This window comes from Bradyrhizobium sp. Unk1 (assembly GCF_059512345.1).
Genome location: NZ_JCAMOP010000003.1, coordinates 133,327 through 160,316, shown reverse-complemented (window position 1 = coordinate 160,316; position 26,990 = coordinate 133,327). Strand labels below are relative to the sequence as shown.

At 64.4% G+C, this 26,990-nt stretch carries 27 protein-coding genes; 13 read left to right on the top strand and 14 right to left on the bottom strand.

Annotated features, from left to right (window positions below):
• The 3 genes from AC5ZFO_RS04945 to AC5ZFO_RS04935 all read left to right on the top strand — a co-directional run bounded on the left by AC5ZFO_RS04945 (position 1) and on the right by AC5ZFO_RS04935 (position 4,466).
• Positions 1-1,539, top strand: a complete 1,539-nt coding sequence (locus tag AC5ZFO_RS04945; protein ID WP_282521730.1) for a YifB family Mg chelatase-like AAA ATPase — start codon at positions 1-3, stop codon at positions 1,537-1,539.
• 99 nt (positions 1,540-1,638) lie between these two features.
• Positions 1,639-2,112, top strand: coding sequence for a hypothetical protein (locus tag AC5ZFO_RS04940; RefSeq protein WP_282521731.1), 474 nt, complete (start codon positions 1,639-1,641; stop codon positions 2,110-2,112).
• A gap of 119 nt (positions 2,113-2,231) precedes the next feature.
• Positions 2,232-4,466, top strand: a complete 2,235-nt coding sequence (locus AC5ZFO_RS04935; protein WP_282521732.1) for an ATP-binding protein — start codon at positions 2,232-2,234, stop codon at positions 4,464-4,466.
• Positions 4,467-4,585: 119 nt separating this feature from the next.
• Here the strand turns inward: AC5ZFO_RS04935 and coaA are convergent, their stop codons facing one another.
• The 7 genes from coaA to hisB all read right to left on the bottom strand — a co-directional run bounded on the left by coaA (position 4,586) and on the right by hisB (position 9,321).
• Positions 4,586-5,542 (bottom strand): type I pantothenate kinase, encoded by a 957-nt coding sequence (gene coaA / locus AC5ZFO_RS04930; RefSeq protein ID WP_028150152.1) that lies wholly within the window; start codon positions 5,540-5,542, stop codon positions 4,586-4,588.
• Positions 5,543-5,567: 25 nt separating this feature from the next.
• The gene (locus AC5ZFO_RS04925; RefSeq protein WP_028150153.1) at positions 5,568-5,888 is read right to left on the bottom strand and encodes a phosphoribosyl-ATP diphosphatase; all 321 of its coding nucleotides are present in this window, start codon (positions 5,886-5,888) and stop codon (positions 5,568-5,570) included.
• Positions 5,889-5,966: 78 nt separating this feature from the next.
• The gene (hisF, locus tag AC5ZFO_RS04920; RefSeq protein WP_282521733.1) at positions 5,967-6,740 is read right to left on the bottom strand and encodes an imidazole glycerol phosphate synthase subunit HisF; all 774 of its coding nucleotides are present in this window, start codon (positions 6,738-6,740) and stop codon (positions 5,967-5,969) included.
• Positions 6,741-6,750: 10 nt separating this feature from the next.
• A complete protein-coding gene (gene hisA / locus AC5ZFO_RS04915; RefSeq protein ID WP_282521838.1) occupies positions 6,751-7,488 on the bottom strand; it encodes a 1-(5-phosphoribosyl)-5-[(5-phosphoribosylamino)methylideneamino]imidazole-4-carboxamide isomerase in 738 nt (245 codons plus the stop codon).
• Positions 7,485-8,135, bottom strand: a complete 651-nt coding sequence (gene hisH, locus AC5ZFO_RS04910) for an imidazole glycerol phosphate synthase subunit HisH (RefSeq protein WP_282521734.1) — start codon at positions 8,133-8,135, stop codon at positions 7,485-7,487. Before hisH ends, hisA begins: the two co-directional genes overlap by 4 nt.
• The gene (locus AC5ZFO_RS04905) at positions 8,132-8,662 is read right to left on the bottom strand and encodes a DUF2628 domain-containing protein (protein ID WP_496121555.1); all 531 of its coding nucleotides are present in this window, start codon (positions 8,660-8,662) and stop codon (positions 8,132-8,134) included. Before AC5ZFO_RS04905 ends, hisH begins: the two co-directional genes overlap by 4 nt.
• A gap of 65 nt (positions 8,663-8,727) precedes the next feature.
• The gene (gene hisB / locus AC5ZFO_RS04900) at positions 8,728-9,321 is read right to left on the bottom strand and encodes an imidazoleglycerol-phosphate dehydratase HisB (protein WP_014490808.1); all 594 of its coding nucleotides are present in this window, start codon (positions 9,319-9,321) and stop codon (positions 8,728-8,730) included.
• A 241-nt stretch (positions 9,322-9,562) separates the two neighbouring features.
• Here hisB and hslV point away from each other — a divergent pair, with 241 nt between their 5' ends.
• Genes hslV through AC5ZFO_RS04875 form a run of 5 tightly spaced genes read left to right on the top strand, consistent with a single transcriptional unit; the run spans position 9,563 to position 13,763 of the window.
• On the top strand, positions 9,563-10,123 hold the full coding sequence (gene hslV, locus AC5ZFO_RS04895; RefSeq protein ID WP_282521736.1) for an ATP-dependent protease subunit HslV: 561 nt from the start codon (positions 9,563-9,565) through the stop codon (positions 10,121-10,123).
• 17 nt (positions 10,124-10,140) lie between these two features.
• Positions 10,141-10,626 carry a GNAT family N-acetyltransferase gene (locus AC5ZFO_RS04890; protein ID WP_282521737.1) on the top strand — a complete coding sequence of 162 codons (486 nt, stop codon included), beginning with the start codon at positions 10,141-10,143 and terminating at the stop codon, positions 10,624-10,626.
• On the top strand, positions 10,623-11,255 hold the full coding sequence (locus AC5ZFO_RS04885; protein WP_282521738.1) for a DUF2585 domain-containing protein: 633 nt from the start codon (positions 10,623-10,625) through the stop codon (positions 11,253-11,255). Before AC5ZFO_RS04890 ends, AC5ZFO_RS04885 begins: the two co-directional genes overlap by 4 nt.
• Before the next feature lie 50 nt (positions 11,256-11,305).
• Positions 11,306-12,610: an ATP-dependent protease ATPase subunit HslU gene (gene hslU, locus AC5ZFO_RS04880; RefSeq protein ID WP_282521739.1), complete on the top strand. Its 1,305-nt coding sequence runs from the start codon at positions 11,306-11,308 to the stop codon at positions 12,608-12,610.
• Between the two features lie 28 nt (positions 12,611-12,638).
• On the top strand, positions 12,639-13,763 hold the full coding sequence (locus tag AC5ZFO_RS04875) for a hypothetical protein (RefSeq protein WP_282521740.1): 1,125 nt from the start codon (positions 12,639-12,641) through the stop codon (positions 13,761-13,763).
• Here AC5ZFO_RS04875 and AC5ZFO_RS04870 read toward each other — a convergent pair.
• From AC5ZFO_RS04870 to AC5ZFO_RS04860, 3 genes are read right to left on the bottom strand one after another with little or no spacing between them, the layout of a single operon-like run.
• Entirely contained in the window at positions 13,760-14,350 is a 591-nt protein-coding gene (locus tag AC5ZFO_RS04870; protein ID WP_282521741.1) for a Smr/MutS family protein, read from the bottom strand. The genes AC5ZFO_RS04875 and AC5ZFO_RS04870 overlap by 4 nt on opposite strands.
• Positions 14,347-15,900: a murein transglycosylase A gene (gene mltA / locus AC5ZFO_RS04865; RefSeq protein ID WP_282521742.1), complete on the bottom strand. Its 1,554-nt coding sequence runs from the start codon at positions 15,898-15,900 to the stop codon at positions 14,347-14,349. Before mltA ends, AC5ZFO_RS04870 begins: the two co-directional genes overlap by 4 nt.
• Positions 15,878-16,585, bottom strand: a complete 708-nt coding sequence (locus AC5ZFO_RS04860) for a Tim44/TimA family putative adaptor protein (RefSeq protein WP_014490800.1) — start codon at positions 16,583-16,585, stop codon at positions 15,878-15,880. Before AC5ZFO_RS04860 ends, mltA begins: the two co-directional genes overlap by 23 nt.
• Positions 16,586-16,998: 413 nt before the next feature.
• Between AC5ZFO_RS04860 and secB the strand changes: the two genes are divergently transcribed.
• Complete coding sequence (gene secB, locus AC5ZFO_RS04855; RefSeq protein WP_282521743.1) at positions 16,999-17,484, top strand: protein-export chaperone SecB; 486 nt, start codon at positions 16,999-17,001, stop codon at positions 17,482-17,484.
• On the opposite strand, the gene dnaQ is transcribed toward secB, so the two are convergent.
• Genes dnaQ through AC5ZFO_RS04835 form a run of 4 tightly spaced genes read right to left on the bottom strand, consistent with a single transcriptional unit; the run spans position 17,481 to position 20,305 of the window.
• The gene (gene dnaQ, locus AC5ZFO_RS04850) at positions 17,481-18,197 is read right to left on the bottom strand and encodes a DNA polymerase III subunit epsilon (protein WP_282521744.1); all 717 of its coding nucleotides are present in this window, start codon (positions 18,195-18,197) and stop codon (positions 17,481-17,483) included. The two genes, secB and dnaQ, sit on opposite strands and share 4 nt — an antisense overlap.
• Before the next feature lie 28 nt (positions 18,198-18,225).
• Positions 18,226-18,825 carry a dephospho-CoA kinase gene (gene coaE, locus AC5ZFO_RS04845; RefSeq protein ID WP_282521839.1) on the bottom strand — a complete coding sequence of 200 codons (600 nt, stop codon included), beginning with the start codon at positions 18,823-18,825 and terminating at the stop codon, positions 18,226-18,228.
• Positions 18,826-18,848: 23 nt separating this feature from the next.
• Complete coding sequence (locus AC5ZFO_RS04840) at positions 18,849-19,457, bottom strand: Maf family protein (RefSeq protein WP_282521745.1); 609 nt, start codon at positions 19,455-19,457, stop codon at positions 18,849-18,851.
• 8 nt (positions 19,458-19,465) lie between these two features.
• The gene (locus AC5ZFO_RS04835) at positions 19,466-20,305 is read right to left on the bottom strand and encodes a pyruvate, water dikinase regulatory protein (RefSeq protein ID WP_282521746.1); all 840 of its coding nucleotides are present in this window, start codon (positions 20,303-20,305) and stop codon (positions 19,466-19,468) included.
• 459 nt (positions 20,306-20,764) lie between these two features.
• On the opposite strand from AC5ZFO_RS04835, the gene hemJ reads away from it, so the two are divergent.
• From hemJ to mnmG, 4 genes are all read left to right on the top strand, one after another.
• On the top strand, positions 20,765-21,199 hold the full coding sequence (gene hemJ, locus AC5ZFO_RS04830; RefSeq protein WP_028150172.1) for a protoporphyrinogen oxidase HemJ: 435 nt from the start codon (positions 20,765-20,767) through the stop codon (positions 21,197-21,199).
• Positions 21,200-21,446: 247 nt separating this feature from the next.
• Complete coding sequence (gene rho / locus AC5ZFO_RS04825; RefSeq protein ID WP_014490793.1) at positions 21,447-22,712, top strand: transcription termination factor Rho; 1,266 nt, start codon at positions 21,447-21,449, stop codon at positions 22,710-22,712.
• Between the two features lie 316 nt (positions 22,713-23,028).
• Positions 23,029-24,387 carry a tRNA uridine-5-carboxymethylaminomethyl(34) synthesis GTPase MnmE gene (gene mnmE, locus AC5ZFO_RS04820; RefSeq protein WP_496121550.1) on the top strand — a complete coding sequence of 453 codons (1,359 nt, stop codon included), beginning with the start codon at positions 23,029-23,031 and terminating at the stop codon, positions 24,385-24,387.
• Positions 24,388-25,083: 696 nt separating this feature from the next.
• Complete coding sequence (gene mnmG, locus AC5ZFO_RS04815) at positions 25,084-26,964, top strand: tRNA uridine-5-carboxymethylaminomethyl(34) synthesis enzyme MnmG (protein ID WP_496121549.1); 1,881 nt, start codon at positions 25,084-25,086, stop codon at positions 26,962-26,964.
• The last annotated feature ends 26 nt before the right edge of the window (positions 26,965-26,990 follow it).

The window sequence follows — 26,990 nt, the reverse complement described above, 5'->3', positions numbered from 1 at the left end:
ATGGTTCAGCGGGTTTCTACCGTCGCCTTTGAGGGGATCGAGGCCCGCGCGGTCGACGTGCAGGTGCAGGTCGCGCCCGGCCTGCCGGCCTTTGCCATCGTCGGCCTGCCCGACAAGGCGGTGTCGGAGGCACGTGAGCGCGTCCGCTCGGCGCTGATTGCCTCGGGGCTGGCGCTGCCGGCGCGGCGGATCATCGTCAATCTCGCGCCCGCCGACCTGCCCAAGGAGGGCAGCCATTACGACCTGCCGATCGCGCTCGGGCTGATGGCCGCAATCGGCGCGATCCCGCCGGATGCGCTGACCGGTTTTACCGTTCTCGGCGAGCTCGGTCTCGACGGCTCGATCGCGCCGGTGGCCGGCGTGCTTCCCGCCGCGATCGGCGCCAATGTGCGCGAGGAAGGCTTGATCTGCCCGGCAGCCTGCGGCTCGGAGGCGGCGTGGGCGAGCCCGGACATCCAGATCATCGCGGCCCAATCGCTGATCCAGATCGCTAACCATTTCAAGGGCACGCAGGTGCTGTCGCGGCCCACGCCGCGCGTGCACGAGGTCGCCGCCTCCCCGCTCGACCTGCGCGACATCAAGGGCCAGGAGAGCGCCAAGCGCGCGCTGGAGATCGCGGCCGCCGGCGGACATCACCTGCTCATGATCGGCGCACCCGGTGCCGGCAAGTCGATGCTGGCGGCACGCCTGCCCTCGATCCTGCCGCCGCTGTCGCCGGGCGAATTGCTCGAAGTCTCCATGATCGCCTCCGTTGCCGGCGAGATCCAGGGCGGTGCGCTGACCGCGCGGCGGCCGTTCCGTTCACCGCATCACTCCGCCAGCATGGCCGCGCTCACCGGCGGCGGCATGCGCGCAAAACCCGGCGAGATCTCGCTCGCGCATCAGGGCGTGCTGTTCCTCGACGAGCTGCCCGAATTCGATCCGCGCGTGCTGGATTCGCTGCGCCAGCCGCTGGAGAACGGCGAGGTCTCCGTCTCCCGCGCCAATCATCGCGTGACTTATCCCGCGCGCTTCATGCTGGTCGCGGCGATGAATCCGTGCCGCTGCGGCCATGCGTTCGAGCCCGGCTATGCCTGCAAGCGCGGCCGCATCGATCGCTGCACCGGCGACTACCAGGCGCGCATCTCCGGTCCGCTGATGGACCGCATCGATTTGCGCATCGAGGTTCCCGCGGTGACCGCAGCGGATCTGATCCTGCCTCCGCCGGCCGAGGGCTCGGCGGAAGTCGCCGCGCGCGTGGCAGCCGCGCGCGACATCCAGCTCGCGCGCTACGCGGATGCGGGCCTGCCGCATGTTCGCACCAATGCCGAGGCGCCAGCCTCGGTGTTGGAAGACGTCGCCAAGCCGGATGCGCAAGGCGCCAAATTGCTGCGCGACGCCGCCGAGACCATGCGGCTGTCGGCGCGCGGCTATCACCGCGTGCTGCGGGTGGCCCGCACGCTCGCCGATCTCGACGGCGCCGACAAGATCGGCCGGCTGCATCTCGCCGAGGCGCTGTCCTACCGCGCACTCGCGGAGGATGTGCGGCAGATGGCCTGATCATTCCGCGCATCAACCCGGCGGTAACGAGTTTCCTTTACGCTCTGCAAACCATAAGGCCCAAGCGTTCCCCACACAGGGCCGGGCGAGTAGCGTGTCATGTTGCGTTTCAAGATCCTGGCCTCGGTTGTTCCCCTGCTGGCGGCCGCGGTGTTCGCCCGCGGCGAGATCGGATCGGTCTCGCATCCCTGCATCGCGCTGGGCGATACTTCAGTCGAGCTGACATCCCTGTTCTGGACGGCCGGCGTCCATGTCGCCTTCACCGACGATCTGTCGCGGGCCACGGTGCGGGTTCAGATCACCGACGATCCGGACGCGGCGGACTTCGCGGTCGTGGACGACGGTCTGAGCTTTGAACCGGACTCCTGCCAGACCAATCCGGCGAACCGCCTTGTCACGATTGCCGCGGAGCCGGTCGACGGCGGCCCGGTGATTTATCTCTCCACCGACGGACCGGCCGATTACCGCATCTATGTCCGCTCGAAAACGTTTTCGCAGCGCGAGGCCGCGGCGCTGATCGTCGGTGCCAATGGCGGCCACCGCCCGCTCCCGCTCCACGCTGCCTCGCTCTGAGGCGTTAACACCTCATCAACCCTGTTTGGAGGCCGAACCGAGGCCTCAAGCTGTTCGCAAGGTCGGCGAGACATCGTCGCAATTGGCGGCGCGGGGTTTCGGAGCAAGAGTCGGGGTCGATGGCGATGGATCGGACGTTCCGGATCAAGGTGCGCATGCGCCGCTTCAGGCGACAGCATCCCCGCATCGCTTTCGCGATCCGCTCCTTCATGATCTTCTCGGCAACGTTCGGCGGCGCCTATGGCTTCGTTTCCGGCAGCCGCTCCGAGAACTCCGGCTACGACCCCAATACGTTTGCGGTTGGAGCAAGCTTCCTGTTCGCGCTCGCCTGCCTCGGCCTCGCCACGCTCAGCATGCGGCTGCGCTTCGTCAACAAGCGGATGCGTAAGCTGGCCGCCCACAACGAGACGCTGATCGACCGCAATTGGGAACTGAAGGAGGCGGAAGAGCGCGCGCGCAGCCTGTTCGAACAGCAGGGTGACCTGATCGTGCTGCGCGACCACCAGAGCCGCATCACCTTCGCCAACGACGCCTATTGCGCGCTCGCGGGACAGGCGCGCGGCGCGCTGGTCGGCACGCGTTTCGATTTCGACGTCCTCGAGCAGGGCGACAGCGCCCGCGAAAGCAACGGCACGCGCATTCACGACCAGAGGATCACCACCCCGCACGGCGCGCGCTGGATCGCCTGGCGCGAGGGCTATGTCCGTCTCGATGCCGGTCAGCCCGCCGAACTGCAGAGCGTCGGACGCGACGTCACCGACCGCACCGAGACCGAGCGTGCGCTGTCGGACGCGCGCGACCAGGCCGATGCCGCCAACCGCGCCAAGTCGCGCTTCCTGGCGATGGCCTCGCATGAGATCCGCACGCCGCTCAACGGCATCATCGGCATGGGCGGCCTGTTGCTCGACACCACGCTGACGCCGGAGCAGACGACCTATGCCAGGGCGGTGAAAACCTCGGGCGAAGCCTTGATGGCGCTGATCGAGGAACTGCTCGACTATTCCAAGATCGAGGCCGGCAAGCTCGATCTCGACCAGCGCCCGTTCGCGCTCTCGACCATGATCGAGGAAATCACCGAGCTGCTCGCGCCGCGCGCGCAGGCAAAGATGCTCGAGATCGCCGCCTATGTCGACGAGCGCCTGCCGCTCGAGGTCGTCGGCGATGTCGCCCGGTTGCGCCAGGTGCTGCTCAACCTCGCGGGCAACGCCATCAAGTTCACCGCGAGCGGTGGCGTCGCGCTGATCGTCGAACCCGGCATCTGGCCGAACGAGATCAGTTTTCTGGTGCGCGACACCGGCATCGGCATCGCACCCGAGGCGCGGACGCGCATCTTCCGCGAGTTCGAGCAGGCCGACGAGCGCGTCGCACGCACCTATGGCGGCACCGGGCTCGGCCTTGCCATCAGCGAACGCATCGTCAAGCGCATGGGCGGCCGCATCACCCTGGAGAGCGAGCCGGGCAAAGGCTCGACCTTCGAGGTCGCGATCCCGCTTGCACCATCGCAATCCGGCGCGGGACAGACGGCGTTCCCAAGCCCTGATCTCACCGGCAAGTCGATCCTCCTGATCGCCGACGGCATCGAGGCCTCGCTGATCGCGCGGCGGCTCGAGCGCTGGGGCGGCCAGACCTGCCTGGTCTCGGATGGCGCCGTCGCAGAGGCGCTGCTGCCGGAACGCTCATGGCATGCGGTGCTGGTCGATCGTGCGATCGGCGCCGCCATCGCCGACCGTCTCGGCGAGGCCGCGCGCAAGCATACGGCACAGCGGCTGGTGCTGCTGACGTCGAGCTCGCGCCACGAGAAATTTCCAGCTTCCTTCACCGGCTTTCTGATCAAGCCGGTGCGTGCGGCTTCGCTCGCGGCACGTCTCGCGCTGACGCCGGAGGTCGCCTCGCCCGAACTGGCGCCCGAGCCGCCGGCTGCCTCCCCCGCCGGCGTCGTCACGCCAACGGGCCTGTCGATCCTCGTCGCCGAGGACAACGAGATCAACGCGCTGCTGATGCGCTCGCTGCTGACCAAGCTCGGCCACCGCGTCGTCATCGCCGTTCATGGCGAGGCGGCGCTGGAATCCTGGCTCGCGGCGTCATCCGCCGGCACGCCCTACGATCTCGTGCTGATGGACATCCAGATGCCGCAGCTCGACGGCATCGAGGCGACGAAACGCATCCGCACGCATGAGGCCGCCAAAGGCGGCCACCACACGCCGATCCTCGCGCTCACCGCCAATACGCTGGTGGAGGATCGCTATGCCTGTTTCGAGGCGGGCATGAACGGGTTTCTGATCAAGCCGCTCGACCGCGACAAGCTGGACGAGGCGTTGGCCGGGCTGGCGGCGGCGCGGCATCTGGCGGTGTAGCGACGATCGACGCTGCCGTAGGGTGGGCAAAGCGCAGCGTGCCCACCATCATGTCCGATAGTGCCGATGGATGGTGGGCACGGCGCTTCGCGCCTTTGCCCACCCTACGGCACCGCGGCTTACAGCCGTCGCAGCGCGACGCTCGCCACCGTGTGGTCGGCGCCCTTCTTCAGGATCAGCGTCGCACGGGGGCGGGTCGGCAGGATGTTGTCCTCGAGATTGGCGAGGTTGGTACGTTCCCAGATCGCGATCGCGGTGGCGGTGGCTTCCTCGTCCGACAACAGCGCGTAGCGGTTGAAGTAGGATTTTGGATTGGTGAACGCGGTGTCACGCAGCGCCAGGAAGCGCTTGATGTACCATTGCCGCAGCGCCGCCTCGTCGGCGTCGATATAAACCGAGAAGTCGAAGAAGTCGGAGACGACGGGCACCGCCTTGCCGTCGCGCGGCAGCTTGCCGGTCTGCAGCACGTTGACGCCCTCGACGATCAGGATGTCGGGCTGGTCGATCTCGGCCCATTGGTTCGGCACGATGTCGTAGGTCAGATGCGAATAGACCGGCGCGCGCACGTGGCGGCGGCCGGCCTTGATGTCGGAGAGAAAGCTGAGCAGCAGCGGCAGGTCGTAGCTCTCCGGAAAACCCTTCTTCTGCATGATGCCCTGCCGCTCCAGCACGGCGTTGGGATACAGAAATCCGTCGGTGGTGATCAGTTCGACCTTCGGACGCGGCGACCAGCGCGCCAGCAGTGCCTGAAGCACGCGGGCCGTGGTCGATTTTCCGACCGCGACCGAACCGGCGACGCCGATGATGTAGGGCATCTTGCGGTCGCGGATGTTGAGGAACTGGCGCTCCGCGTAATACAGGCGCTGCATCGCATCGACATAGATCGACAGGAGGCGCGACAGCGGCAGGTAGATGTCCTCGACCTCTTGCAAGTCCAGGCGATCGTGCAGTGAGCGCAGCCGGTCGAACTCGCCGGGCTCCAGCGTCATCGGCGTGTCGTCGCGCAGTCGCGACCACTGCTCGCGCGTATAGACGCGGTACGGATTATATTGCTGCTCGGGTGCGCGGATATCCATGACGCGACCTTTCCGTTGGGATCTACTAACCCTTGCGGGACGCCTTTTCTTCCAATCCGGACATATTCGTCCGCTTGTCCAGCGCGGCCTCGACCTCCTCCAGCTTTACGCCGCGGGCCTTGAGCAGCACAAGGAAGTGATAGAGCAGGTCGGCGCTTTCAGCGATCAGATGCGCGCGATCGTTTTCGACTGCTGCGATTACGGTTTCGACTGCCTCCTCGCCGAACTTCTTGGCGCAATGCTCGGCGCCCTTGTCCAGGAGCTTGCGGGTATAGGACGCCTCGCCGCCGGCCGCCGCGCGGGCGTCGATGGTGTCGGCCAGATCGTGGATCGTGAAACGCGACATCGGAATTACTCGAAAACACACAAGGCCACGGAGGCCATTCCCCGCAGGCCTATGTAGCATTTTTATGAACGGGAGTCGTCAGGCATCGAGGCGCATGGCCAGTCCGCGCCGGGCCATGTGCTCCTTGGCTTCGCGGATGGTGAATTCCCCGAAATGGAAGATCGAGGCGGCCAGCACAGCCGTGGCGTGGCCGTCGCGGATACCGTCGACGAGATGATCGAGATTGCCGACGCCGCCGGAGGCGATCACGGGAACGGGAACGCTGTCGGCGATCGCCCGGGTCAGCGGGATGTCGAAGCCCTGCCGGGTGCCGTCGCGATCCATGGAGGTGAGCAGGATTTCACCAGCGCCGAGCGAGACCACTTCCTGCGCATATTCGATGGCATCGATGCCGGTCGAGTTGCGCCCGCCATGGGTGAAGATCTCCCAGCGGTCGCCGCCCGCACGCTTGACCCGCTTGGCGTCGATCGCGACCACCACGCACTGCTCGCCGAATTTTTCGGCGGCTTCCTTGACGAACTCGCGCCGCGACACCGCGGCGCTGTTGATCGAGACCTTGTCGGCGCCGGCGCGCAGGAGCGTCTTGATGTCGTCAACCTTGCGCACGCCGCCACCGACGGTCACGGGCATGAAGCAGGCCTCCGCCGTACGCCGGACCACGTCCAGCATGATGCCGCGGTTCTCGTGGGTCGCGGTGATGTCGAGGAAGGTGAGCTCGTCGGCACCGGCGGCGTCATAGGCGATCGCGGCTTCAACGGGATCGCCGGCATCGCGCAGGTCGACGAAGTTGACACCCTTGACGACCCGGCCGTCCTTGACGTCGAGGCAGGGGATCACGCGCACCTTGAACATGTGTCAGCTCCTAGGCGGCGCGCGCGTTGCGGATCAAGGTGAGGGCGGCGGTGGGATCGAGCCGGCCGTCGTAAAGCGCGCGGCCGGCGATCGCGCCGGCGAGCTTCTTGGCACGCGGCGTCAGCATCGCCTTGACGTCCTCGATCGAGGCGAGGCCGCCGGAGGCGATCACGGGAATCGAGATCGCATCTGCCAGCGCGATGGTCGCATCGAGGTTGAGACCCTTGAGCAGGCCGTCGCGCGCGATGTCGGTGAAGATGATGGCGGCGACGCCGGCATCCTCGAAACGCTTCGCGATCTCCAGCACCGTTACCTGCGAGGTCTCGGCCCAGCCTTCGACAGCGACCTTGCCGTCACGGGCATCGAGCCCGACCGCGACGCGGCCGGGGAATTTCCTTGCAGCCGCCTTCACCAATTCAGGGTCGCGCACCGCGGCGGTGCCGATGATGACGCGGGTGATGCCCTTGTCGAGCCAGGCTTCGACGGTCGCGAGATCGCGAATGCCGCCGCCGAGCTGCACCGGGATCTTGATCGTCTTGAGCATCGCCTCGACCGCTTGCGCATTCACCGGCTTGCCGGCAAAGGCGCCGTCAAGATCGACGACGTGGAGATACTCAAAACCCTGTTCGACAAAGCTCTGCGCCTGCGCCGCGGGATTGAGGTTGAACACGGTCGCGCGCGCCATGTCGCCTTGCTCGAGGCGCACGCACTGGCCGTTCTTGAGGTCGATCGCGGGAAAGAGAATCACGGTTTCCATCGCAAAAAGTTCGAGATCAGGGCCAAGCCGAAACGCTGGCTTTTCTCGGGGTGGAATTGGGTGCCGATGGCGGTGTCCTTCGCGACGATCGCGGTGACCGGTCCGCCGTAATCGGCGCGCGCGAGCACGTCCGCCTCGTTGGCAGCGTTGAGGTGGTAGGAGTGCACGAAATAGGCGTGCTGCCCCCTGGGGCCGAGCGGCAGCCTGTCCAGCACCGGATGCTCGCGCAGCATGTCGAGCGTGTTCCAGCCCATGTGCGGGATCTTCAGGCTCTCGTCGCGCGGCGTGATCTTCTCGACGTCGCCGCCGATCCAGTTCAGGCCGTCCGTCGTGACATGTTCCTTGCCGCGGCTCGCCATCAGCTGCATGCCGACGCAAATACCAAAGAAGGGCCGCGCCTTGACGCGCACCGCTTCGGTGATCGCCTCGACCATGCCGTTGACGGCATCGAGCCCGCGCCGGCAATCGGCAAAGGCGCCGACACCGGGCAGCACCAGACGGTCGGCGCCGTAGGCCTGATCCGGATCGCTGGTGACGAAGACCTTTTGTGGGATCTCCAGGCTGCGCGCGGCGCGCTCGAACGCCTTGGCGGCGGAATGCAGATTGCCTGAACCGTAATCGATGATGGCGACGCTCATCTTGACCCTCCCGGTTCTGGAAACAATCCAATGATGCCGCCCGACGGCAGCGGTGGCGGATTTGAGAATTGCTGACCCGGCACGTTGCGGGTTGGCGGCGGGCCGCCGCGATCGACGGCCCATTGATCGTTGACGATGCCGCGCTGCTTCAGGCTCCAGCGCTCGAAGAAACGCCGCTCGGCGGTGTCCTCGTCATCCGAGATGACGACGTCGAGCTGGCGCCACTTGCCGCGCGACAGTGTCCAGCGGCGCAGGCTCGAGGCCTCGAAACCCATCAGCACCGCGACGATCATATTGGCCAGGAAGATCGAGCTGCGGCCAACGCCGAGGCTATGCAGCCCTGCATCGAAGGCAGCCAGGAAAATCACCCAGCCGATCAGCGCCAGCCAGAGCCTGTTCCAGAGCAGCCAGAACGGGCCGAAGATCATCGCCCAGAAATGAAAACCATCGCGCACGAACACGAACTTGTCGGTCGCGCGCAGATCGGCTCCGGCAGGGGAGGGAGCATGAACTGTGTAGACAGGCATGGTGATGCCCCGTTCCTAGGAATTCAGTGATACCGCAAGCGGCGCGTGCCGCCGGCCGAAAGACGTCAGCCGCCGAGCGAACCCTTGGTGGACGGGATTTCGCCCACGGCCTTCGGATCGATCGCGACGGCAGTGCGCAGCGCCCGCGCCAGGCCCTTGAAGCAGGACTCGGCGATATGGTGGCTGTTATCGCCATATAGGGTCTCGACGTGGAGAGTCACGCCGGCGTTCATGGCGAAGGCCTGGAACCACTCGCGCACCAGCTCGGTGTCGAATTCACCGATCTTGTCGCGGGGGAAGTCGGCCTTGAACACCAGGAACGGGCGGCCCGAGATGTCGATGACCACGCGCGACAGCGTCTCGTCCATGGGCATGTGCACGCCGGCATAGCGGGTGATACCCGCCATGTTGCCGAGCGCCTGCTTGACCGCCTGGCCGAGCGCGATGCCGGTGTCTTCGGTGGTATGGTGATGATCAATGTGCAAATCACCAACCGCCTTGACCGTGAGGTCGATGCGGGAATGGCGGGCGAGGAGATCGAGCATATGGTCGAAAAAGCCGATGCCGGTCGCGATATTGGCCACGCCGGTGCCATCGAGGTTCACGGTGACCTCGATGTCGGTTTCCTTGGTCTTGCGCTTGATCGTCGCGGTGCGCATTGAAAAGCGGTTTCCACTTGGTTTTGAGCATGATCTTGTCGGAAAATCGGTACCCACTTTTCCGGATCATGCTCTTGGAGCCGAAAACGGCGGTCTTTTAACAGCCAAATGACGCCTTCGCTACTGCGGGAACGGCTGGCCGGGCCTCTACTTCTGCCTATGGTGAGCGAAATGGGCCCGGACCGGCCCGTTGTACGGTCGGTCCCGACCGCCTAAATCAGGTCCGACAACGAGGTATTTGATGCAGGATTCCCAAAACAGCGCGCCGGGCTGGCACGGCACCACGATTTTGACGGTCCGCAAGGGTGGCAAGGTGGTGGTCGGCGGCGACGGCCAGGTCTCGATCGGCCAGACCGTGATCAAGTCCAACGCCAAGAAGGTGCGAAAACTCGGCAAGGGCGACGTCATCGGCGGCTTTGCCGGCGCCACGGCCGACGCCTTCACGCTCTTTGAACGGCTGGAATCCAAGCTCGAGCAGTATCCGGGGCAGCTAACCCGGGCCGCGGTGGAGCTCGCCAAGGACTGGCGGACCGACCGCTATCTGCGCCGCCTGGAGGCCATGATGATCGTGGCCGACAAGGACGTCTCCCTGGTGCTGACAGGCACCGGCGACGTGCTGGAGCCCGAAGCCGGCGTCATGGCGATCGGCTCCGGGGGCAATTACGCCCTGGCCGCCGCGCGGGCCTTGATCGACACCGATAAGGATGCCGAGACCATCGTCCGCCGCTCGCTCGATATCGCCGCCGACATCTGCGTCTATACCAACCGCAATCTGACCATCGAAAGCCTGGCGACCGGCTAGACCAGACCGAACAGGACATGGCGCCCGCCTACACCTTCCGCCCGATGAGCACGGCCGATTTGCCGCTGATCCGGCGGTGGCTGGGCGAGGCGCATGTGCGGGAATGGTGGGGCGACCCGGACGCGCAGTTTGCGCTGGTGAGCGGCGATCTCGATGAGCCCGCGATGGACCAGTTCATCGTGTTGGCTGGCACCCACCCGTTCGGTTATCTTCAATGCTATCGCCTGACAGCCTGGAATACCGGCTTTGGGCCGCAACCGGAGGGCACCCGTGGGATCGACCAGTTCATCGGCGAAAACGACATGATCGCGCGCGGCCACGGCTCCGCGTTCATCCGCCAGTTCGTCGACGGCCAGTTGCGGCAGGGCCTGCCACGCATCGTCACCGATCCCGATCCGCTCAACGCACGCGCCGTGCGCGCCTATGAGAAGGCCGGCTTCGTCCGTGACCGCATGGTCGAGACGCCGGACGGGACGGCGCTGCTGATGGTGCGCGAGCCGTGACACTGACGAGCACGCACGAGAGCAAGGTCGCCGTACCGCCGTTGGCCTGGGTCGGCATCGCACTGCTGGTGCTGGCGCTGCAAGCCTCGATCCTGTTCGCGATGGGGCGGGTGCCGATCTGCACCTGCGGTTACGTGAAGCTCTGGCATGGCGTGGTGAACAGCTCCGAAAATTCGCAGCACATCACGGACTGGTACACCTTCTCTCACATCCTGCATGGCTTCCTGTTCTACGGCTTGACCTGGCTGCTGTTCGCGCGCCTGCCATTGCTGCGGCTGTCTCTTCCAAGTTTATCCTGGCCGGCGCGGCTGATCATCGCGATGCTGATCGAAGGCGCCTGGGAGATCGTCGAGAACTCGCCCTTCATCATCGAGCGCTACCGCGCCGGTACGATCTCGCTGGATTATTACGGCGACAGCATCGTCAATTCGATTTCTGACAATCTGGCCATGATGCTGGGGTTCCTCGCCGCGCGCGTGCTGCCCGTACCCGTGACCGTCCTGCTCGGGCTCGCCTTCGAAATCATGCTGGCGCTCCACATTCGCGACAATCTGACGCTCAATATCCTGATGCTGATCCATCCGATCGACGCTGTGAAGCAATGGCAATCGGGTCCACCCATCATCTGACGTAAAAATGCGGCTTGTCCCGACCCGCATCTGATCCTAGCTAAGGTCCCATGACAGACTTCTCTCCCCGCGAAATCGTCTCCGAACTCGACCGTTTCATCGTCGGCCAGGCCGATGCCAAGCGCGCCGTCTCGATCGCGCTGCGCAACCGCTGGCGGCGGCAGCAGCTCTCCGGCTCCTTGCGCGAAGAGGTACTCCCGAAGAATATCTTGATGATCGGCCCCACCGGCGTCGGCAAGACGGAGATCGCGCGACGGCTCGCCAAGCTCGCGAACGCGCCGTTCCTGAAGGTGGAAGCGACGAAATTCACCGAGGTCGGCTATGTCGGCCGCGACGTCGAGCAGATCGTGCGCGATCTCGTCGAGGTCGCGATCGCCCAGGTGCGCGAGCGCAAGCGCAAGGACGTGCAGGCACGCGCGCAGCTCGCCGCCGAGGAGCGCGTGCTCGACGCGCTGGTCGGCGCCAATTCCAGCCAGGCAACGCGCGAATCGTTCCGCAAGAAGCTGCGCGCCGGCGAGCTCAACGACAAGGAAATCGAGATCGAGACGCAGTCCTCGGGCGGCGGCATGCCGATGTTCGAGATCCCGGGCATGCCTGGCGCGCAGATGGGCGCGGTGTCGCTCGGCGACATCTTCGGCAAGTTGGGTGGCCGCAGCAAGACGCGGCGACTGACGGTGGAGAACTCGCACGAGATCCTCGTCAACGAGGAATCCGACAAGCTGCTGGATACCGACCAATTGACGCTGGAGGCGATCAGCGCGGTCGAGAATAACGGCATCGTGTTCCTGGACGAGATCGACAAGATCTGCGCGCGCGACGGCCGGGTCGGCGGCGACGTCTCGCGCGAGGGCGTGCAGCGTGACCTGTTGCCATTGATCGAAGGCACCACGGTCTCGACCAAGCACGGTGCGGTGAAGACCGATCACATCCTGTTCATTGCGTCCGGCGCCTTCCACGTCGCGAAGCCGTCCGACCTGTTGCCGGAATTGCAGGGCCGCCTGCCGATCCGCGTCGAACTTCAGGCCCTGACCCGCGACGACATGCGCCGTATCCTGACCGAGCCCGAGGCGTCGCTGATCAAGCAATATGTCGCGCTGCTGCAGACCGAGGGCGTGACGCTCGACATCACCGACAGCGCCATCGACGCGCTCGCCGACGTCGCGGTCGCCGTCAATTCCACCGTCGAAAACATCGGCGCGCGGCGGCTCCAGACGGTGATGGAACGGGTGCTGGACGAAATCTCCTTCACCGCCCCCGACCGCAGCGGCGAGACCGTCAAGGTCGATGCGGATTTCGTGCAGAAGCACGTCGGCGACCTCGCCAAGAACGCCGATCTGAGCCGGTTCATTTTGTAATTCGGCGCTGCCGCGCTATTGATGCGGCGTGACCGCGCACATCCTGCAAAACCCCTGGCGTCTCCTGCTCGCGATCAACGCCGCGGTCATCGTCGGCGTGTTCGTCCACAAGATCCAGCTGCCGCCTTACGTCCCCTACATCCACCTCCTCGTCGACTACCATTTCGGCTTCATCAAGCGCGCGCTGATCGGCGCCATCGTCGCGCTGTTCACGGACAAGGTGCCGGTTTGGCTGGTGTTCGCGCTCGGCGGAGCGACGTGGCTGGTGACGCTGGGACTGTACGCCAGATTATTTCAGAAGACGTTCGGCTTCACCGCGAAGACGCTGCCGCTGTTCGTCTTCATCGCGGGCTCGCCGTTCTTTCTCAAGAACTTCATGCACACGCTCGGCCATTTCGACATCTATGGCTGCGCACTCGCGCTGATCCTGCTGCTGATGCCGGCCGGCTCGCTGCTGTTCGTCGCGACGGCCGCGCTGTTCTCGATCGTCCTCGTGCTGATCCACCACATTCATCTCCTGATGTATGTGCCGACGATCATCACCATCGTCGTGATCAGGCACTACCTCGCGCATGGCGTCACCAGAGCGAATGCCGCATTCGGCTTGGTCGCATTGCTTGGCGTGAGCGCGCTGTTCTTCGCGGCGCAGTTTTTGGGAACGATGCCGATCCCCGAAGCGGATTTCGTTGCGTATCTGAAGACCCGGATGGCAGATCCGGCGCGGACCGACCTGCTGCAATTCGCCTACATCTGGTACCAGCCGCTGGCGAAGGAGGTTTCGGATACCTGGGGCCGCCTGCCCCACAACATCCTCGGCGTGCCGGTGTTTGCCCTGCTGATCTGGCTGCACACGCCACTCTGGCGCTATCTTGCGAACCTGATCGGCGCGCTCGCGAACGACATGCACCGGCGCCTCGTCATCGCGGCGCTGATCGGCATCAGCCTCGCCTATCTCGTGATGTTCGCGATGGTGTTCGACTATTCGCGCTGGATCTCGAACTGGGCGGTCTGCCTGTTCCTGATCCTGCATGCGGTGAAGATGCTGCCGGCCAAATACAATGCACCGCTGATCGCGTCGGAGGATCGGAAGACAAATATCTTCGGCCTGATCCTCACACTGATCCCGCGCGTCGGAATCGTCCGGCCGTTCTAATACCTCGCCCGGCGTATCCGCACATAGAGCGCGCCCTCGCCGCCATGGCCGATATGCGCCTCCTCGAAGCCGACGACGAAGGCGCGGAATTCCGGCAGGCTCAGCCATTCCGGCACCTGGCGGCGGAGCACGCCGCTTTCGCCGCCGCTCCGTCCCTTGCCGGTGATGACGAGCACGAAGGTCAGGCCGTCCTGATGGGCGCGGTGCAGGAAGCCGGTCAGGGCCCGATGGGCGCGTATCTGGGTCATGCCGTGCAGATCGAGCCGCGCTTCGATCTCGCTGCGGCCGCGCGACAATTTTGTGCGCTCGCGCTTGCCCAGCGGTGCCAGCGGCGGCATGGCGGGCTTTGCGACGCGCACCGCCGGCGCGGCAGCGATCGGCCGTGGCGATGGCGCAGATCGCGAGGCCGGCGCTGCCGGTGAAGGCTCGATGCGCGGCGGGGCATGCGTCTTTGCCGCGCGATGCTTCCGCAGCGGCTTGATCTGTTTTGCGACCGCATCCCACAGCGCGCGCTCCTCCTCGCTCAGCGCGCGGCGGCGCGGCGAGGGACGAGGCTCCAGCACGGGCGGACGGGACGATCGCTTCATTGCTGCCGATGGGGACGATTCTTGACCGGCCGCCGCGGCTCCTGATCGGGCTCTATCACCGGACGCGGCACCGGCAACGGGACCGGATTGGCAACGGCGACTGTCTCACCTTTGCCTTGTTCCACGGCCGCCGCTGGAGCCGCCGGCTTGGTCTGATCCTTGACCGAATCCTTGGTAGGATCGGTCTGCGGAAACAGCCTTGCGATCTTGTCCGAGGGACGCGGGTCCGGCACCGGCAGCCGGGCGGCGCGCGACGTGGGATCGAGGCCCTTCGGTACCAACATGACAAAGTGCATGGGATGGCGCAGCCGTCCGGAGACGCGGCCGGCATCCGCGCCGGCGCCGAAATAGAGATCGGCGCGCGCGGGGCCGATGATGGCCGAGCCGGTATCCTGCGCGATCATCAGCCGGTGGAACGGCGTCTTGGAGCGTTCGGAATCGATCGGCAGCTCGCCCTCGATGAAGAACGGCGTGCCGTAGACGTGCAGCGCCTTGTCAACCGCGATCGAGCGGCCGGCGGTCAGCGGAATGCCCTGCGCACCCACCGCTTCTTCCTTGTCGGAGAGGTTGACCTCGCGGAAGAAGATGTAGGAACGGTTCTGACGGCGCAGATCCTTGGCGCCATCGGGGTTCTGCGCCATCCACTCCCTGATCTTCTGCATCGACATCTCTTCCTTCGGAATGATGCCGCGCTCGATCAGGACACGACCGACAGCCGTATAGGGAAAGCCGTTATAGGCGTCGTAATTCAGCCGGACCGTGCCGCCGTCGTCGAACTTGATCCGCGCCGAGCCCTGGATCTGGGCGAACAGCAGATCGGTTGGGTCCTTCAGCCAGGCGATCTCCAGCCCGCGGCCGGCGATCTTGCCGTCCTCGATCTCGCCGCGATCGTAATAGGGCACCAGCTTGCGGCGGCCGATCTTGCGATAGACCGGGCCCTTGTTGGGCAGGCTGACCGAGTCCTGCTTGTAGCCGCGCACAAACAGGTTCGAGGGCCGGCGATAGACCGGCACGTTGAAAACATCGGTCTGCGTGCGCGATCCCTCCAGCACCGGCTCGTAATAGCCGGTGACGAAACCGTCGGGCTCGCCGAGGCGCGAGATCCGCAGCGGTGCAAAATTCTCTTCGAAGAACGTCCTGGCTTTGGCGTCGTCGGTGAGCTCGAGCGACTTGGCGGCACGGCAGGGCTCGCTCAGCGAGCCGCCAAGCGCCTTCGGTTCGGCCGCACCGGTCTGCGCGTTGATCGTCCGGCAGCTCGCGCGGAACGTTTTGTAGGCGGCCAGATGGTCGTCGTCGCTCCAGCCTTTCACGTCCGCCCAAGTCAGCGGCAGATATTGCGCGCCGGGGATTTCGAACGGCAAAGGGAGCTGCGGATAGGGCAAGGCCCGCGGCGGGGCGGCGGCAAGTGCAGGGAGATGATGGTGATGGCTGCGATAGTGACGCCGCGCCGCCTCGGCGCCGAGCGAAAACGACGACAGCACGACGGCACCTGCGCAAAGCGCCGCCGCGCTGTTCTTCAGGAAATTCTTAATTCGCGCTTCCGGTGCCAACCAGCTTCCAGTTTGGATCGCGAGAGGTGATATCGCGGGCGAAGGTCCAGATGTCGGTGATGTCGGCGACCGTGTCCGCACTACCGTCGACGATATTGCCGCTCTTGTCGCGGGTGGCCGAGATCATCTGCGAGACGAATCGGATGGTGAGCTGAGCCGTGCGGTCCCGCAGTTCGGCGCCGACGAGCTCGGCCTTGTCGATCGAGACGAAACGCGTCTCGGTCTTCTGCTCGTTCTTCTCGCGTTCCTTGATGGCGGCGTCGAAGCTGTCATAGACCTCCGACGACAGCAGGTCGCGCAGCGCGCGGCGGTCGCCATTGGCAAAGGCCAGCACGATCATCTCATAGGCACCGCGGGCGCCCGAGATGAAATGGCGCGGGTCGAAGGTGGAGTCCTTGTCGACGATGGCGTCGAGGCCCTGGGCGAGCGCGGTGCCCGGTTCGGTCAGGCCCTTCCAGCGGTCGGAGGGCGGAGCCGGCTCGGCGGTCGGCGCCAGCGGGGCCTGGTCGATCACCTTGCCCGGCATGGTCACGACGTTCTTGTCCTGGGCACCCCCCAGCGCATTGCGGGCGGCGGTGCGGTCGAACGGCGGCCGCTCGTTACCCGTCCGCTGTCCCAGCACGCTGCGCAGCCTCAGAAAGATGAAGACCGCCAGCGCCAGGAAGATGATGGTGTAGATGTCCACGTCGTATTCGCTTTCTGGTCTTCGCTAAAAGGGGGCCGTCTCGGTCGTCGCCGGGAAAATCAATCCGGCCAGTAGACCGTTCCATACGGGAACGGCAAGTCTACATCGCCATTTTAGGTCCGCGCGTCTGGTCCTCGGGATGTAGGCACGAAATCTTGCCCGGCCAATGGCGCCTTTTGGCACAGCGCTGAGTGTAGCGCGTTTTATGCTTAAGGGGAAACCCGATCCTGCCCGGAAATCGCGCATCTTCAATCGTTTAACGCGCGATTTCGTCAGGAGGGCCGGGGGAACGTCACAATTGCGGGCGCGGCGCGGATACCCGATCCGGGACCGTTCGTCCTTGTGGAGTGAGGGGGCCCTATGTTAGCCAACCGCCGCGAAATTCAGCCCCAATCGGGTAAGGAGAGACTCTCATGACCAACGGCAACGGCACCCCTCCCGAGGCGGCCCAGGCTGCCCAGCTCAACGTTCTGGCGCAGTATATCAAGGACCTTTCGTTCGAGAATCCGAACGCGCCGACCTCGCTCCAGCAGCAGGGCCAGCCGCCCCAGATCAACATCCAGATCAACGTCAACGCCATCAATCTCAGCGAAACCGAGTTCGAGGTGACGCTGTCGGTCGAGGGCAAGGCCGAGACCGCCGGTAAGATCATGTTCTCGTTCGAGCTCGCCTATGCCGGCGTGTTCCGCATCACCAACGTGCCGAAGGAGAACCTGCATCCGCTGGTCATGATCGAATGCCCGCGTCTGCTGTTCCCGTTCGCCCGCGAGATCATCGCAACCGCCGTGCGCGACGGCGGGTTCCCGCCCCTGATGCTGGATCCGGTCGACTTCGTCGGTCTCTATCGTCAGAACATGGAGCGGCAAATGGCCGCCCAGCAGCCAAGCGGTCAGGCCTAACCGGCCGGAGGGGTGGCTGGAGCGGGCAGGAACTCGTTCCAGATCGCCTTGTCGCCGAGCGTTGCGATGAAGGCCCGATGGGCTTCGCGCTCGGCATCGGAAATCCGTGGCGCGAGCGGCACGGCCCGCTGCCGCCGCGGCGCATCGCCAGCCGCATTGATGCGAATGTCCTCGCCTTTCGAAGCGAGGAGCAACTGCGATTGCCGCGCCCCGACCAGATCGACATAAACTTCGGCCAAGAGTTCGGCATCGAGCAGCGCGCCGTGCTTGGTGCGGTGTGAATTGTCGATCGAATAGCGCGAGCAGAGATCATCGAGCCGGTTCGACACGCCCGGATGCTTGCGGCGCGCCAAGAGCAGCGTATCGACCAGCCGTTCGCGCGGGATCGCGACGCGTTTGACCTTGTCGAGCTCGGCGTTGATGAAGCCGATGTCGAACGAAGCGTTGTGGATCACCAGCGGCGCATCGCCGATGAACTCCAGAAACGGATCGACTACCTCGTGGAACAGCGGCTTGGTCGACAGGAACTCGGCCGACAGCCCGTGCACCGCAAAGGCTTCCGCCGGCATGTCCCGTTCGGGATTGATATAGACGTGATACGTCTGGCCCGTCGGCATGCGGTTGAAAATCTCGACGCAGCCGATTTCGACCAGGCGATCGCCGCGGAGCGGATCGAGGCCGGTGGTTTCGGTGTCGAGAACGATTTCACGCATGATCTAGGAAGCCGTGTGAGGCAGCGAATCAGGCTCGCCGCTGCGGCATCTTAACGACCTCGGCCAGAATGTGCGTGATTTGGGCGCGGACGGGTTCAAGTCCGTGTGACGTATCCACTACGAAATCGGCCCGCTTGCGCTTCTCGGCATCCGGCGTCTGTTTGGCGATGATCGCGTCGAGCTTGGCCTCGTCCATCGTGCCGCGCTCCAGCACACGCTTGCGCTGGAGTTCCGGCGAGGTCGACACCACGACGACGGCGTCGACCCGCTTCTCGCCGCCGGTTTCGAACAGCAGCGGGATATCCAGCACCACGACGGGCGCCTTGCCTGCTTCCGCATCGGCGAAGAATTTTTGCCGGGAGGCGCCGAGCATCGGATGAACGATCTGCTCGAGCTGCTTGATCGCGGCCGGATCATGCACGACGCGCGCGGACAGTTTTGGGCGATCCACCTTGCCGTTCGCGGTGGTGCCGGGGAAGGCGGCCTCGATCGCGGGCGCGGCCTCGCCCTCGTAGAGCTGATGGACGGCAGCATCTGCGTCGTAGACGGGAACGCCGGCCTCCGCGAACAATTTCGCGGTGGTGGATTTTCCCATCCCGATCGAGCCGGTCAGTCCAAGGATCCGCATCTGCACGCAGCCATCTCTGTCATTCACACAGCAACTAGCCGTTCGCGCCGCAGGAACGCAAGCAACGGCAGCAGCGGCAGGCCGAGAATGGTGAAATGGTCACCCTCGATGCGCTCGAACAGATGGCTGCCGAGGCCTTCGAGCTGATAGGCGCCGACGCTGGTCGTCACCGCATCGCCGGCGGCGTCGAGATAGATCGACAGCTCCGTCTCGGTCATCGGCCGCATGGTCATGCGGGCCACCGAAACATCCTCGAAAACGATCTTGGTATCTCGCGCCACGGCCACCGCGGAATTCAGCGCGTGGCTTTTGCCGGCGAGGTCGAGCAGTTGCGCCATCGCCTGCGCGCGGCCTGCGGGCTTGTTGAAGAGACGCTCGCCCAGAGCCAGGGTCTGGTCGGCACCGATCACATAGCTCCCCGGATGACCGGCCGAGACCGCCTTGGCCTTCTCGCGCGCCAGCAGCAGGGCGATGTCATGCGGGCCTGAAAGTTTCGAGGCGGCCTGAATGCCGCGCTCGTCGATATCGGCCGTAATCGCCTTGAACTCCAGTCCGGCACTGGCCAGCAGCATCTTTCGCGCGCTGCTCTGCGAGGCCAGTATCAACGGAGTTTCGCCGCGCCAGAGAGACATCGCCTGAACTATTCCGTGGGCCGATTGCGCTGGCGATCACTGTAAAGCTTCATGATCGCCGCGGCGGTTTCCTCGATCGATCGCCGCGTGACGTCGAGCAGCGGCCAGTCGTGTTTGGCGCTCAGCTTGCGCGCGAACGCGACCTCGTCGGCGACCGCCTGCCTGTCGGTATAGGTGTCGCCGCTGGAATCGGCACCCATCGAGAGCAGGCGGTTCTGGCGCACCTGGATCAGGCGTTCCGGCGTCGCATGCAGGCTCACCACCAGCGGCCGCGTCAGCTTCCCCAACTGCTCCGGCACCGGAATGCCCGGCACCAGCGGCACGTTGGCGGTACGGATACCGCGATTGGCCAGATAGATCGACGTCGGTGTCTTGGAGGTGCGGGACACACCGACGAGCACCACGTCGGCATCGTCGAGGCCTTCGACATGCTGGCCGTCATCGTGGATCATCGTGTAGTTCAGCGCGTCGATGCGCTTGAAATATTCCGCGTTGAGAACGTGCTGAGCGCCGACGCGGCCCGTGGTCGCGGCGCCGAGATAGGCTTCGAACAATTGCATCACCGGCCCGATGATCGACAGGCTCGGAACGTTGATCTGCTTGCACTTGTCCTCGAGCCGGGAGACCAGATCCTTCTCCAGCAGCGTGAACAGCACGATCCCCGGCGCCTCCTCGATCTCGTCGAGCACACGATCGAGCTGCTTCTGGCTGCGCACCAAGGGATAGACATGCTCGACCGGGGTGACGTTGGCGTACTGCGCCGCGACGGCGCGCGCGACGGTGATCAGCGTCTCACCGGTGGAGTCGGAGACCAGGTGGAGATGGAAATAATTGTTCGAGGTCGGCACAAAAGCCCTTTGTATGGAGGCGGTGTGGTTTGTGGATTTCTGTGGACCTTAACCCCTCGGAAAGGGTTGTGCGACACCAGGGACGGGACAAGTGCCAATTTTCTTCACACCACTGCCCATCGGAACAAGTTCGGCGCCCTGCCGAGAGGGGAACGGGATTGCGCGGACAACTCCCTTGATAAGCTGCCGACAGAAGCGCGCAAGCCTTTGAAGCTGGCCGACTTATCGGAAGCCGCCGGAAGCGTCAGGGATATGTTGATGGATGTGAACAAGCGCGCGTGAACGTGCGGACGGAATTGTGTGAGTCCAATTCACGGTCACATAGACTCAAACCTTAAGAATCTAAGATTCTAGTTTTAAGGAAGGCCCTATGGACGGATAAGTGTGCAGGGTGAGACCTTAACGAGTTCTTACTATCCCCAGCGTTCCCTGCGCTGGACAGAAAGCCGGGCGCAGAAAATGTTCGAAGACGTCTATCTCTGGATCAAGGCGCTGCATGTGATCGCCGTCATCTCCTGGATGGCGGGCATGCTCTATCTGCCACGGCTGTTCGTTTATCACTCCGAGGCCGAGATCGGCTCGAAGCAGTCGGAAACGTTCAAGGTGATGGAACGCCGGCTGCTCAAGGCGATCATCAACCCTGCCATGATCGTCACATGGCTTGCCGGGCTCTATCTCGCCTGGTCCGGCCACTGGTTCTCGTTCGGCTGGCTGCACGTAAAACTGGCACTGGTCCTGGCGATGTCTGGGGTCCACGGCTTTTTTTCACGCTGGTGCAAGGATTTCGCCGCCGACCGGCGTCCGCGTAGCCAGAAATTCTATCGAATTATCAACGAGGTGCCGACTGCGCTGATGATTTTGATCGTCATCATGGTGATCGTGAAGCCGTTCTAGGCAAGGCTAGCGATGAATCGCTCAGCGCTTCGGCTTGCGGAGTGGGAAGCGATTTTCTATATTAGCGATATCCCACCCAACGCAGGCGGATGTGGTTTTGTCTGAGCTTTCCAGAGGCCGGACACCGCATCAGGTTTGAAGCCTCATCGGCACTCTCCTTGCCAGACCTGCGGACCTTACCTTCTCACGTCCGCATTTCCGAGCCTCCTCGCACCCCCTCCCAAGGTTACCCCACAGGACCACCCCAATGCGGGAAATTAAACTCCAGGACCTCAAGTCGAAGACGCCGGCCGAGCTCGTCTCGTTCGCGGAAGAGAATGGGGTCGAGAATGCCAGCACCATGCGCAAGCAGGAGCTGTTATTTGCCATCCTCAAGCAACTTGCGCTCGCCGAAACCGACATCGTCGGCGAAGGCGTCGTCGAGGTGCTCTCCGACGGCTTCGGCTTCCTCCGCTCGCCCGATGCGAATTATCTGCCGGGCCCGGACGACATCTACGTTTCGCCCTCGCAGATCCGCCGTTTCGGCCTGCGCACCGGCGACACCATCGAAGGCCACATTCGCAGCCCGAAAGAGGGCGAGCGCTATTTCGCGCTGCTGAAGGTCAACACACTCAATTTCGAGGACCCGGAAAAGGCCAAGCACAAGGTCAATTTCGACAACCTCACGCCGCTGTTTCCGAATCAGCGTTTCCGCATGGAAATCGACGATCCGACCCGGAAAGACCTTTCTGCAAGGGTGATCGACATCGTCGCGCCGATCGGCAAGGGCCAGCGCGCGCTGATCGTAGCGCCGCCGCGCACGGGTAAAACGGTGCTGATGCAGAACATCGCGCACTCGATCACGCACAATCATCCGGAATGCTATCTGATCGTGCTTTTGATCGACGAGCGTCCGGAAGAAGTCACGGACATGCAGCGGTCGGTGAAGGGCGAGGTCGTGTCGTCGACCTTCGACGAGCCGGCGGTGCGCCACGTCCAGGTCGCCGAGATGGTGATCGAGAAAGCAAAACGTCTGGTCGAGCATGGTCGCGACGTCGTGATCCTGCTCGATTCGATCACCCGCCTCGGCCGCGCCTACAACACCGTGGTGCCGTCATCCGGCAAGGTGCTGACCGGCGGTGTCGACGCCAACGCGCTCCAGCGCCCCAAGCGCTTCTTCGGTGCTGCCCGCAACATCGAGGAGGGCGGCTCGCTGACCATCATCGCGACCGCGCTGGTCGATACCGGCAGCCGCATGGACGAAGTCATCTTCGAAGAGTTCAAGGGCACCGGTAACTCGGAACTGATCCTGGACCGCAAGGTCTCGGACAAGCGCACCTTCCCGGCGATAGACATCTCGCGCTCCGGCACCCGCAAGGAGGAGCTCATCACCGATACGCAGGTGCTTAAGAAGATGTACGTGCTGCGCCGGATCCTCAACCCGATGGGCACGATGGACGCGATCGACTTCCTGCTCGACAAGTTGCGCTCGACCAAGAGCAATTCGGAGTTCTTCGACTCGATGAACACCTGAGTGCGATGCAGCATGAGATCAGAGGGCGCCTTCGGGCGCCCTTTTTCTTTTGTGCGGCATTGCTGCGGAAGAAGTGCAGCATAACGATGGAAGCAGGGAAAAGCCGGGATTTCTGGAAGTTGTTGATATATTTACGTAATGCTCGACTTTGGCTAACTATTTGATGCCGGAGCGCGGCTACTTCTGCAGCAAAGGGCTGCGCCGCATATTGCGGCGCAATATGGCGGTTGCTGCGGGCCGGAGCGCGGCAAAAGGGGGCGTCGGCATCGCGAGAACGGGCCGTTTGCCTTTTCCCCGCCAGCTGGACAAATAGGCCATGCATCCGCGAGACCAGACCATCTTTGCGCTGTCGTCCGGCCGTGCGCCGAGCGCGATCGCCGTGGTGCGGGTCTCCGGATCGCAGGCCGGCCTGGTCCTGACGAGGCTCGCGGGCAAGCCGCCGGCGCCGAGACAGGCCAGCCGCCGGTTGCTCCGCGATGGCGCGGGCCAGCCGCTCGACGACGCGGTCGTGCTCTGGTTTCCGGGGCCGGCCAGCGCGACCGGCGAGGACGTCGCCGAATTTCACGTCCATGGCGGCCGCGCGGTACTCGCGACACTCCTCGCTGCGATTTCTTATATTCCGAATACACGCGCAGCCGAGCCCGGCGAGTTCACGCGGCGCGCCTTCGAGAACGGCAAGCTCGATCTCACCGAAGCCGAGGGCCTCGACGATCTCATCCATGCCGATACCGATCGCCAGCGCCGCCAGGCCCTGCGCCAGTTGCAAGGCCTGCTCGGCGATCGCGCGCGCGATTGGCGTGAGCGCATCATTGAGGCGTCGGCGCTGATCGAGGCCGGCATCGATTTTTCCGACGAGGGCGATGTGCCGGCCGAGCTGAGGGCGCCGGCGGTGAAAGCGATCAAAGCGCTGCATGACGAAATCGCAGAAGTCCTTGCGGCACAGGGACATTCTGAGCGCCTGCGTGACGGCCTGGTCGTCGCGATCGCCGGCGAGCCGAATGTCGGCAAGTCGACGCTGATGAATCAACTGGCGCGCCGCGAGGTCGCGATCGTCTCGCCGCACGCCGGCACCACGCGCGACGTGATCGAGGTGCAGCTCGATCTCGATGGCTACCCGGTCACGGGGATCGATACGGCTGGCATCCGCGAGACCGACGATCCCGTGGAACAGGAAGGCGTGCGGCGGGCGCGAGCGCGAGCCGAAGATGCCGACCTCGTGCTGTGGTTGGTGGACGGTGGGCGCGCCGTCGATCCGGGCACGATGCAATCGCTGATGAAGTCCGGCCCCGGGCATGATCAATCGAGCGGCTCGGTCTGGATCGTCCGCAACAAGATCGATCTGGGCGAGGCGGGGGAAGTCGGGCGGCGCGGCGAGTTCGGGATCTCCGCGAGCCGGGGGGACGGCGTTCCCGACCTGATCGATGCTCTGGTGAAATTCGCCGCCGAGTTTTTCGCGACGACCGAGGGCGCATTGGTGACCCGGGCCCGCCAGCGAGATCTGTTGCGCCGGGCGTCAGACAGCTTGCGCCGGAGCCTGGAGCTTGTAGAAGACGGCGAAGAGCTTGCCGCCGAAGAGCTGCGTGCTGCGGCCTATGCCTTGGGTCGCCTGTTGGGTCGGGTCGACGTCGAGGACGTCCTCGGGGCCATCTTCCAAAAATTCTGCATCGGAAAGTAGGAATAGTTCTTCATTGTAGAACTAGCGCTTGCTCCAATTCTTGCGTTTCACGCGAAACAGCAGCGGGATGGGGTTCCGGTCCGTTTCACGTGGAACGCGTGCAGTTTCGTAGCCCAGATGAAGCGAAGCGCAATCCGGGGACGGGCTCCCAGCCGGAACACCTTTCCCGGATTTCGCGGTCCTCCATCCGGGCTACGAGCTACCTGCTGTTTCACTGAAACAGGTGGTGGGCGCTTCCGGCCTGTTTCACGTGAAACGCGAGCGGCCCTCATTACGGCTTCTGGGCCCGCAGATTTGGGCGGGAGTTTCGATTTCGCTGCTCAAGCGGTCTTGGCTGTGAACGACACTCGGCCCCCAATCCCGACATTGCGAGGAGCCCTTGCGACGAAGCAATCCAGACTGCCTCCACAGAGGGATTCTGGATTGCTTCGCTCCGCTCGCAATGACGGAGCATGCCGATCGCTTGTGCCTTCTCTACCCCGTCCAGAGCCGTGCGAGATCTCGCCAGGAGTTCTCTCCTGGTTAGACCCATCTTGTTTCACGTGAAACAGCAGTCCGCTCAATGCTCTTTCTACTGTGCATGGGGTTGTTTTCGCGAAAATGCGCATTGCCGCTGGCCGCCCCGTTTCACGTGAAACAACGGCTTCACCCAGTTTCCACTTCCGGCTTCTCCGCCGCTGCGATAGAAGTCCGCCCATGCGAACAGAGCGAGAGAGTTTCGACGTCATCGTGATTGGCGGCGGCCACGCCGGCTGTGAAGCCGCGGCCGCTTCCGCCCGGATGGGTGCGACGACCGCTCTGGTGACGCACCGTTTCTCCACCGTCGGCGCGATGTCCTGCAATCCCGCCATTGGCGGTCTCGGCAAGGGCCATCTGGTCCGCGAGGTCGATGCGCTCGATGGCCTGATGGGCCGGGTCGGCGATGCCGGCGGCATTCAGTTTCGCGTTCTCAACCGCCGCAAGGGTCCGGCGGTCCGCGGTCCCCGGGCTCAGGCCGACCGGAAGCTCTATGCCGCAGCCATGCAGGCCGCGATCCGGGACACCGAAGGTCTTTCCGTCATCGAGGGCGAGGCGGACGAGCTGATCGTAGCGGATGGGCAGGTTATCGGACTGCGTCTGGCCGACGCTCGGGAGCTTCGGGCAGGGGCTGTCGTCGTCACCACCGGCACCTTCCTCCGGGGTCTGATCCATCTTGGTGAGAAGAATTGGCCCGCCGGCCGGGTCGGCGAAGCCCCGGCGATGGGTCTTTCGAGCTCATTCGAGCGCGCCGGCTTCACCCTTGGACGGCTCAAGACCGGGACTCCGCCGCGTCTGGACGGCACCACGATCGACTGGTCCGCGGTCGAGATGCAGCCCGGAGACGAGCCTCCGGAGCCGTTCTCGGTCATGACGGAGCGGATCACGACCCCGCAGATCCAGTGCGGGATCACCCGGACGACCTCCGCGACCCATGAGGTGATCCGCGCGAACGTCCATCGCTCCCCGATGTACTCCGGCCAGATCAAGAGCTCCGGACCGCGCTACTGTCCCTCGATCGAGGACAAGATCGTCCGCTTTGGCGACCGCGACGGCCATCAGATCTTCCTGGAGCCGGAGGGGCTCGACGATAGCACCGTCTATCCCAACGGCATCTCGACCTCGCTGCCGGAGGAGGTCCAGCTCGCGATCCTCGCCAGCATTCCTGGCCTGGAGCAGGTGAAGATGGTCCGTCCGGGCTATGCCATCGAGTACGACCACGTCGATCCCCGCGAGCTCGATCCGACCCTCCAGACCAAGCGTCTGCGCGGCCTGTTCCTGGCCGGTCAGATCAACGGCACCACCGGCTACGAGGAAGCTGCCGGGCAGGGCATTGTGGCTGGCCTGAACGCGGCTTTGGCCGCGAGCGGCGCCGCGCTGACCGTGTTCGACCGTGCCGATGGCTATCTCGGTGTGATGATCGACGACCTCGTCACCCGCGGGATCAGCGAACCCTATCGGATGTTCACCTCGCGCGCCGAGTACCGGCTGACGCTGAGGGCGGACAACGCCGATCAACGCCTCACCGAGAAGGGGATTGCGCTCGGATGCGTCGGGCGTGCCCGGACGCAGCATCACCGCGCCAAGATGGACGCTCTGAATGCGGCCAGGGCGCTGTCGAAGTCCCTGACCATCACGCCGAACGAGGCGATCAAGCACGGCCTGTCCCTGAACCGGGACGGCCAGCGCCGTTCGGCGTTCGAGTTGATGGCCTATCCGGACATCGGCTGGAGCCAGGTCCGGACCATCTGGCCGGAGCTGTCGGCGATCGACCCGATCATTGCCACCCATCTGGAGATCGACGCGAAGTACGACGTCTATCTCGAGCGCCAGAGCGCCGACGTCGAAGCTTTCAGGCGAGACGAGGGGATGGTGCTGTCGGACGTCGATTACCAGCAGGTCCCCGGTCTTTCCAATGAGGTGCGGGCCAAGCTGGAGAAGGCACGGCCGTTCACCGTCGGCCAGGCTGGCCGGATCGACGGTATGACGCCGGCGGCGCTCGGCATCCTCGCGGCCTATCTCCGGCGCGAGGCACGGAAGACCTCAAAGGCGATCGCATAGGCGTTTCACGTGAAACAGCGCGGGCC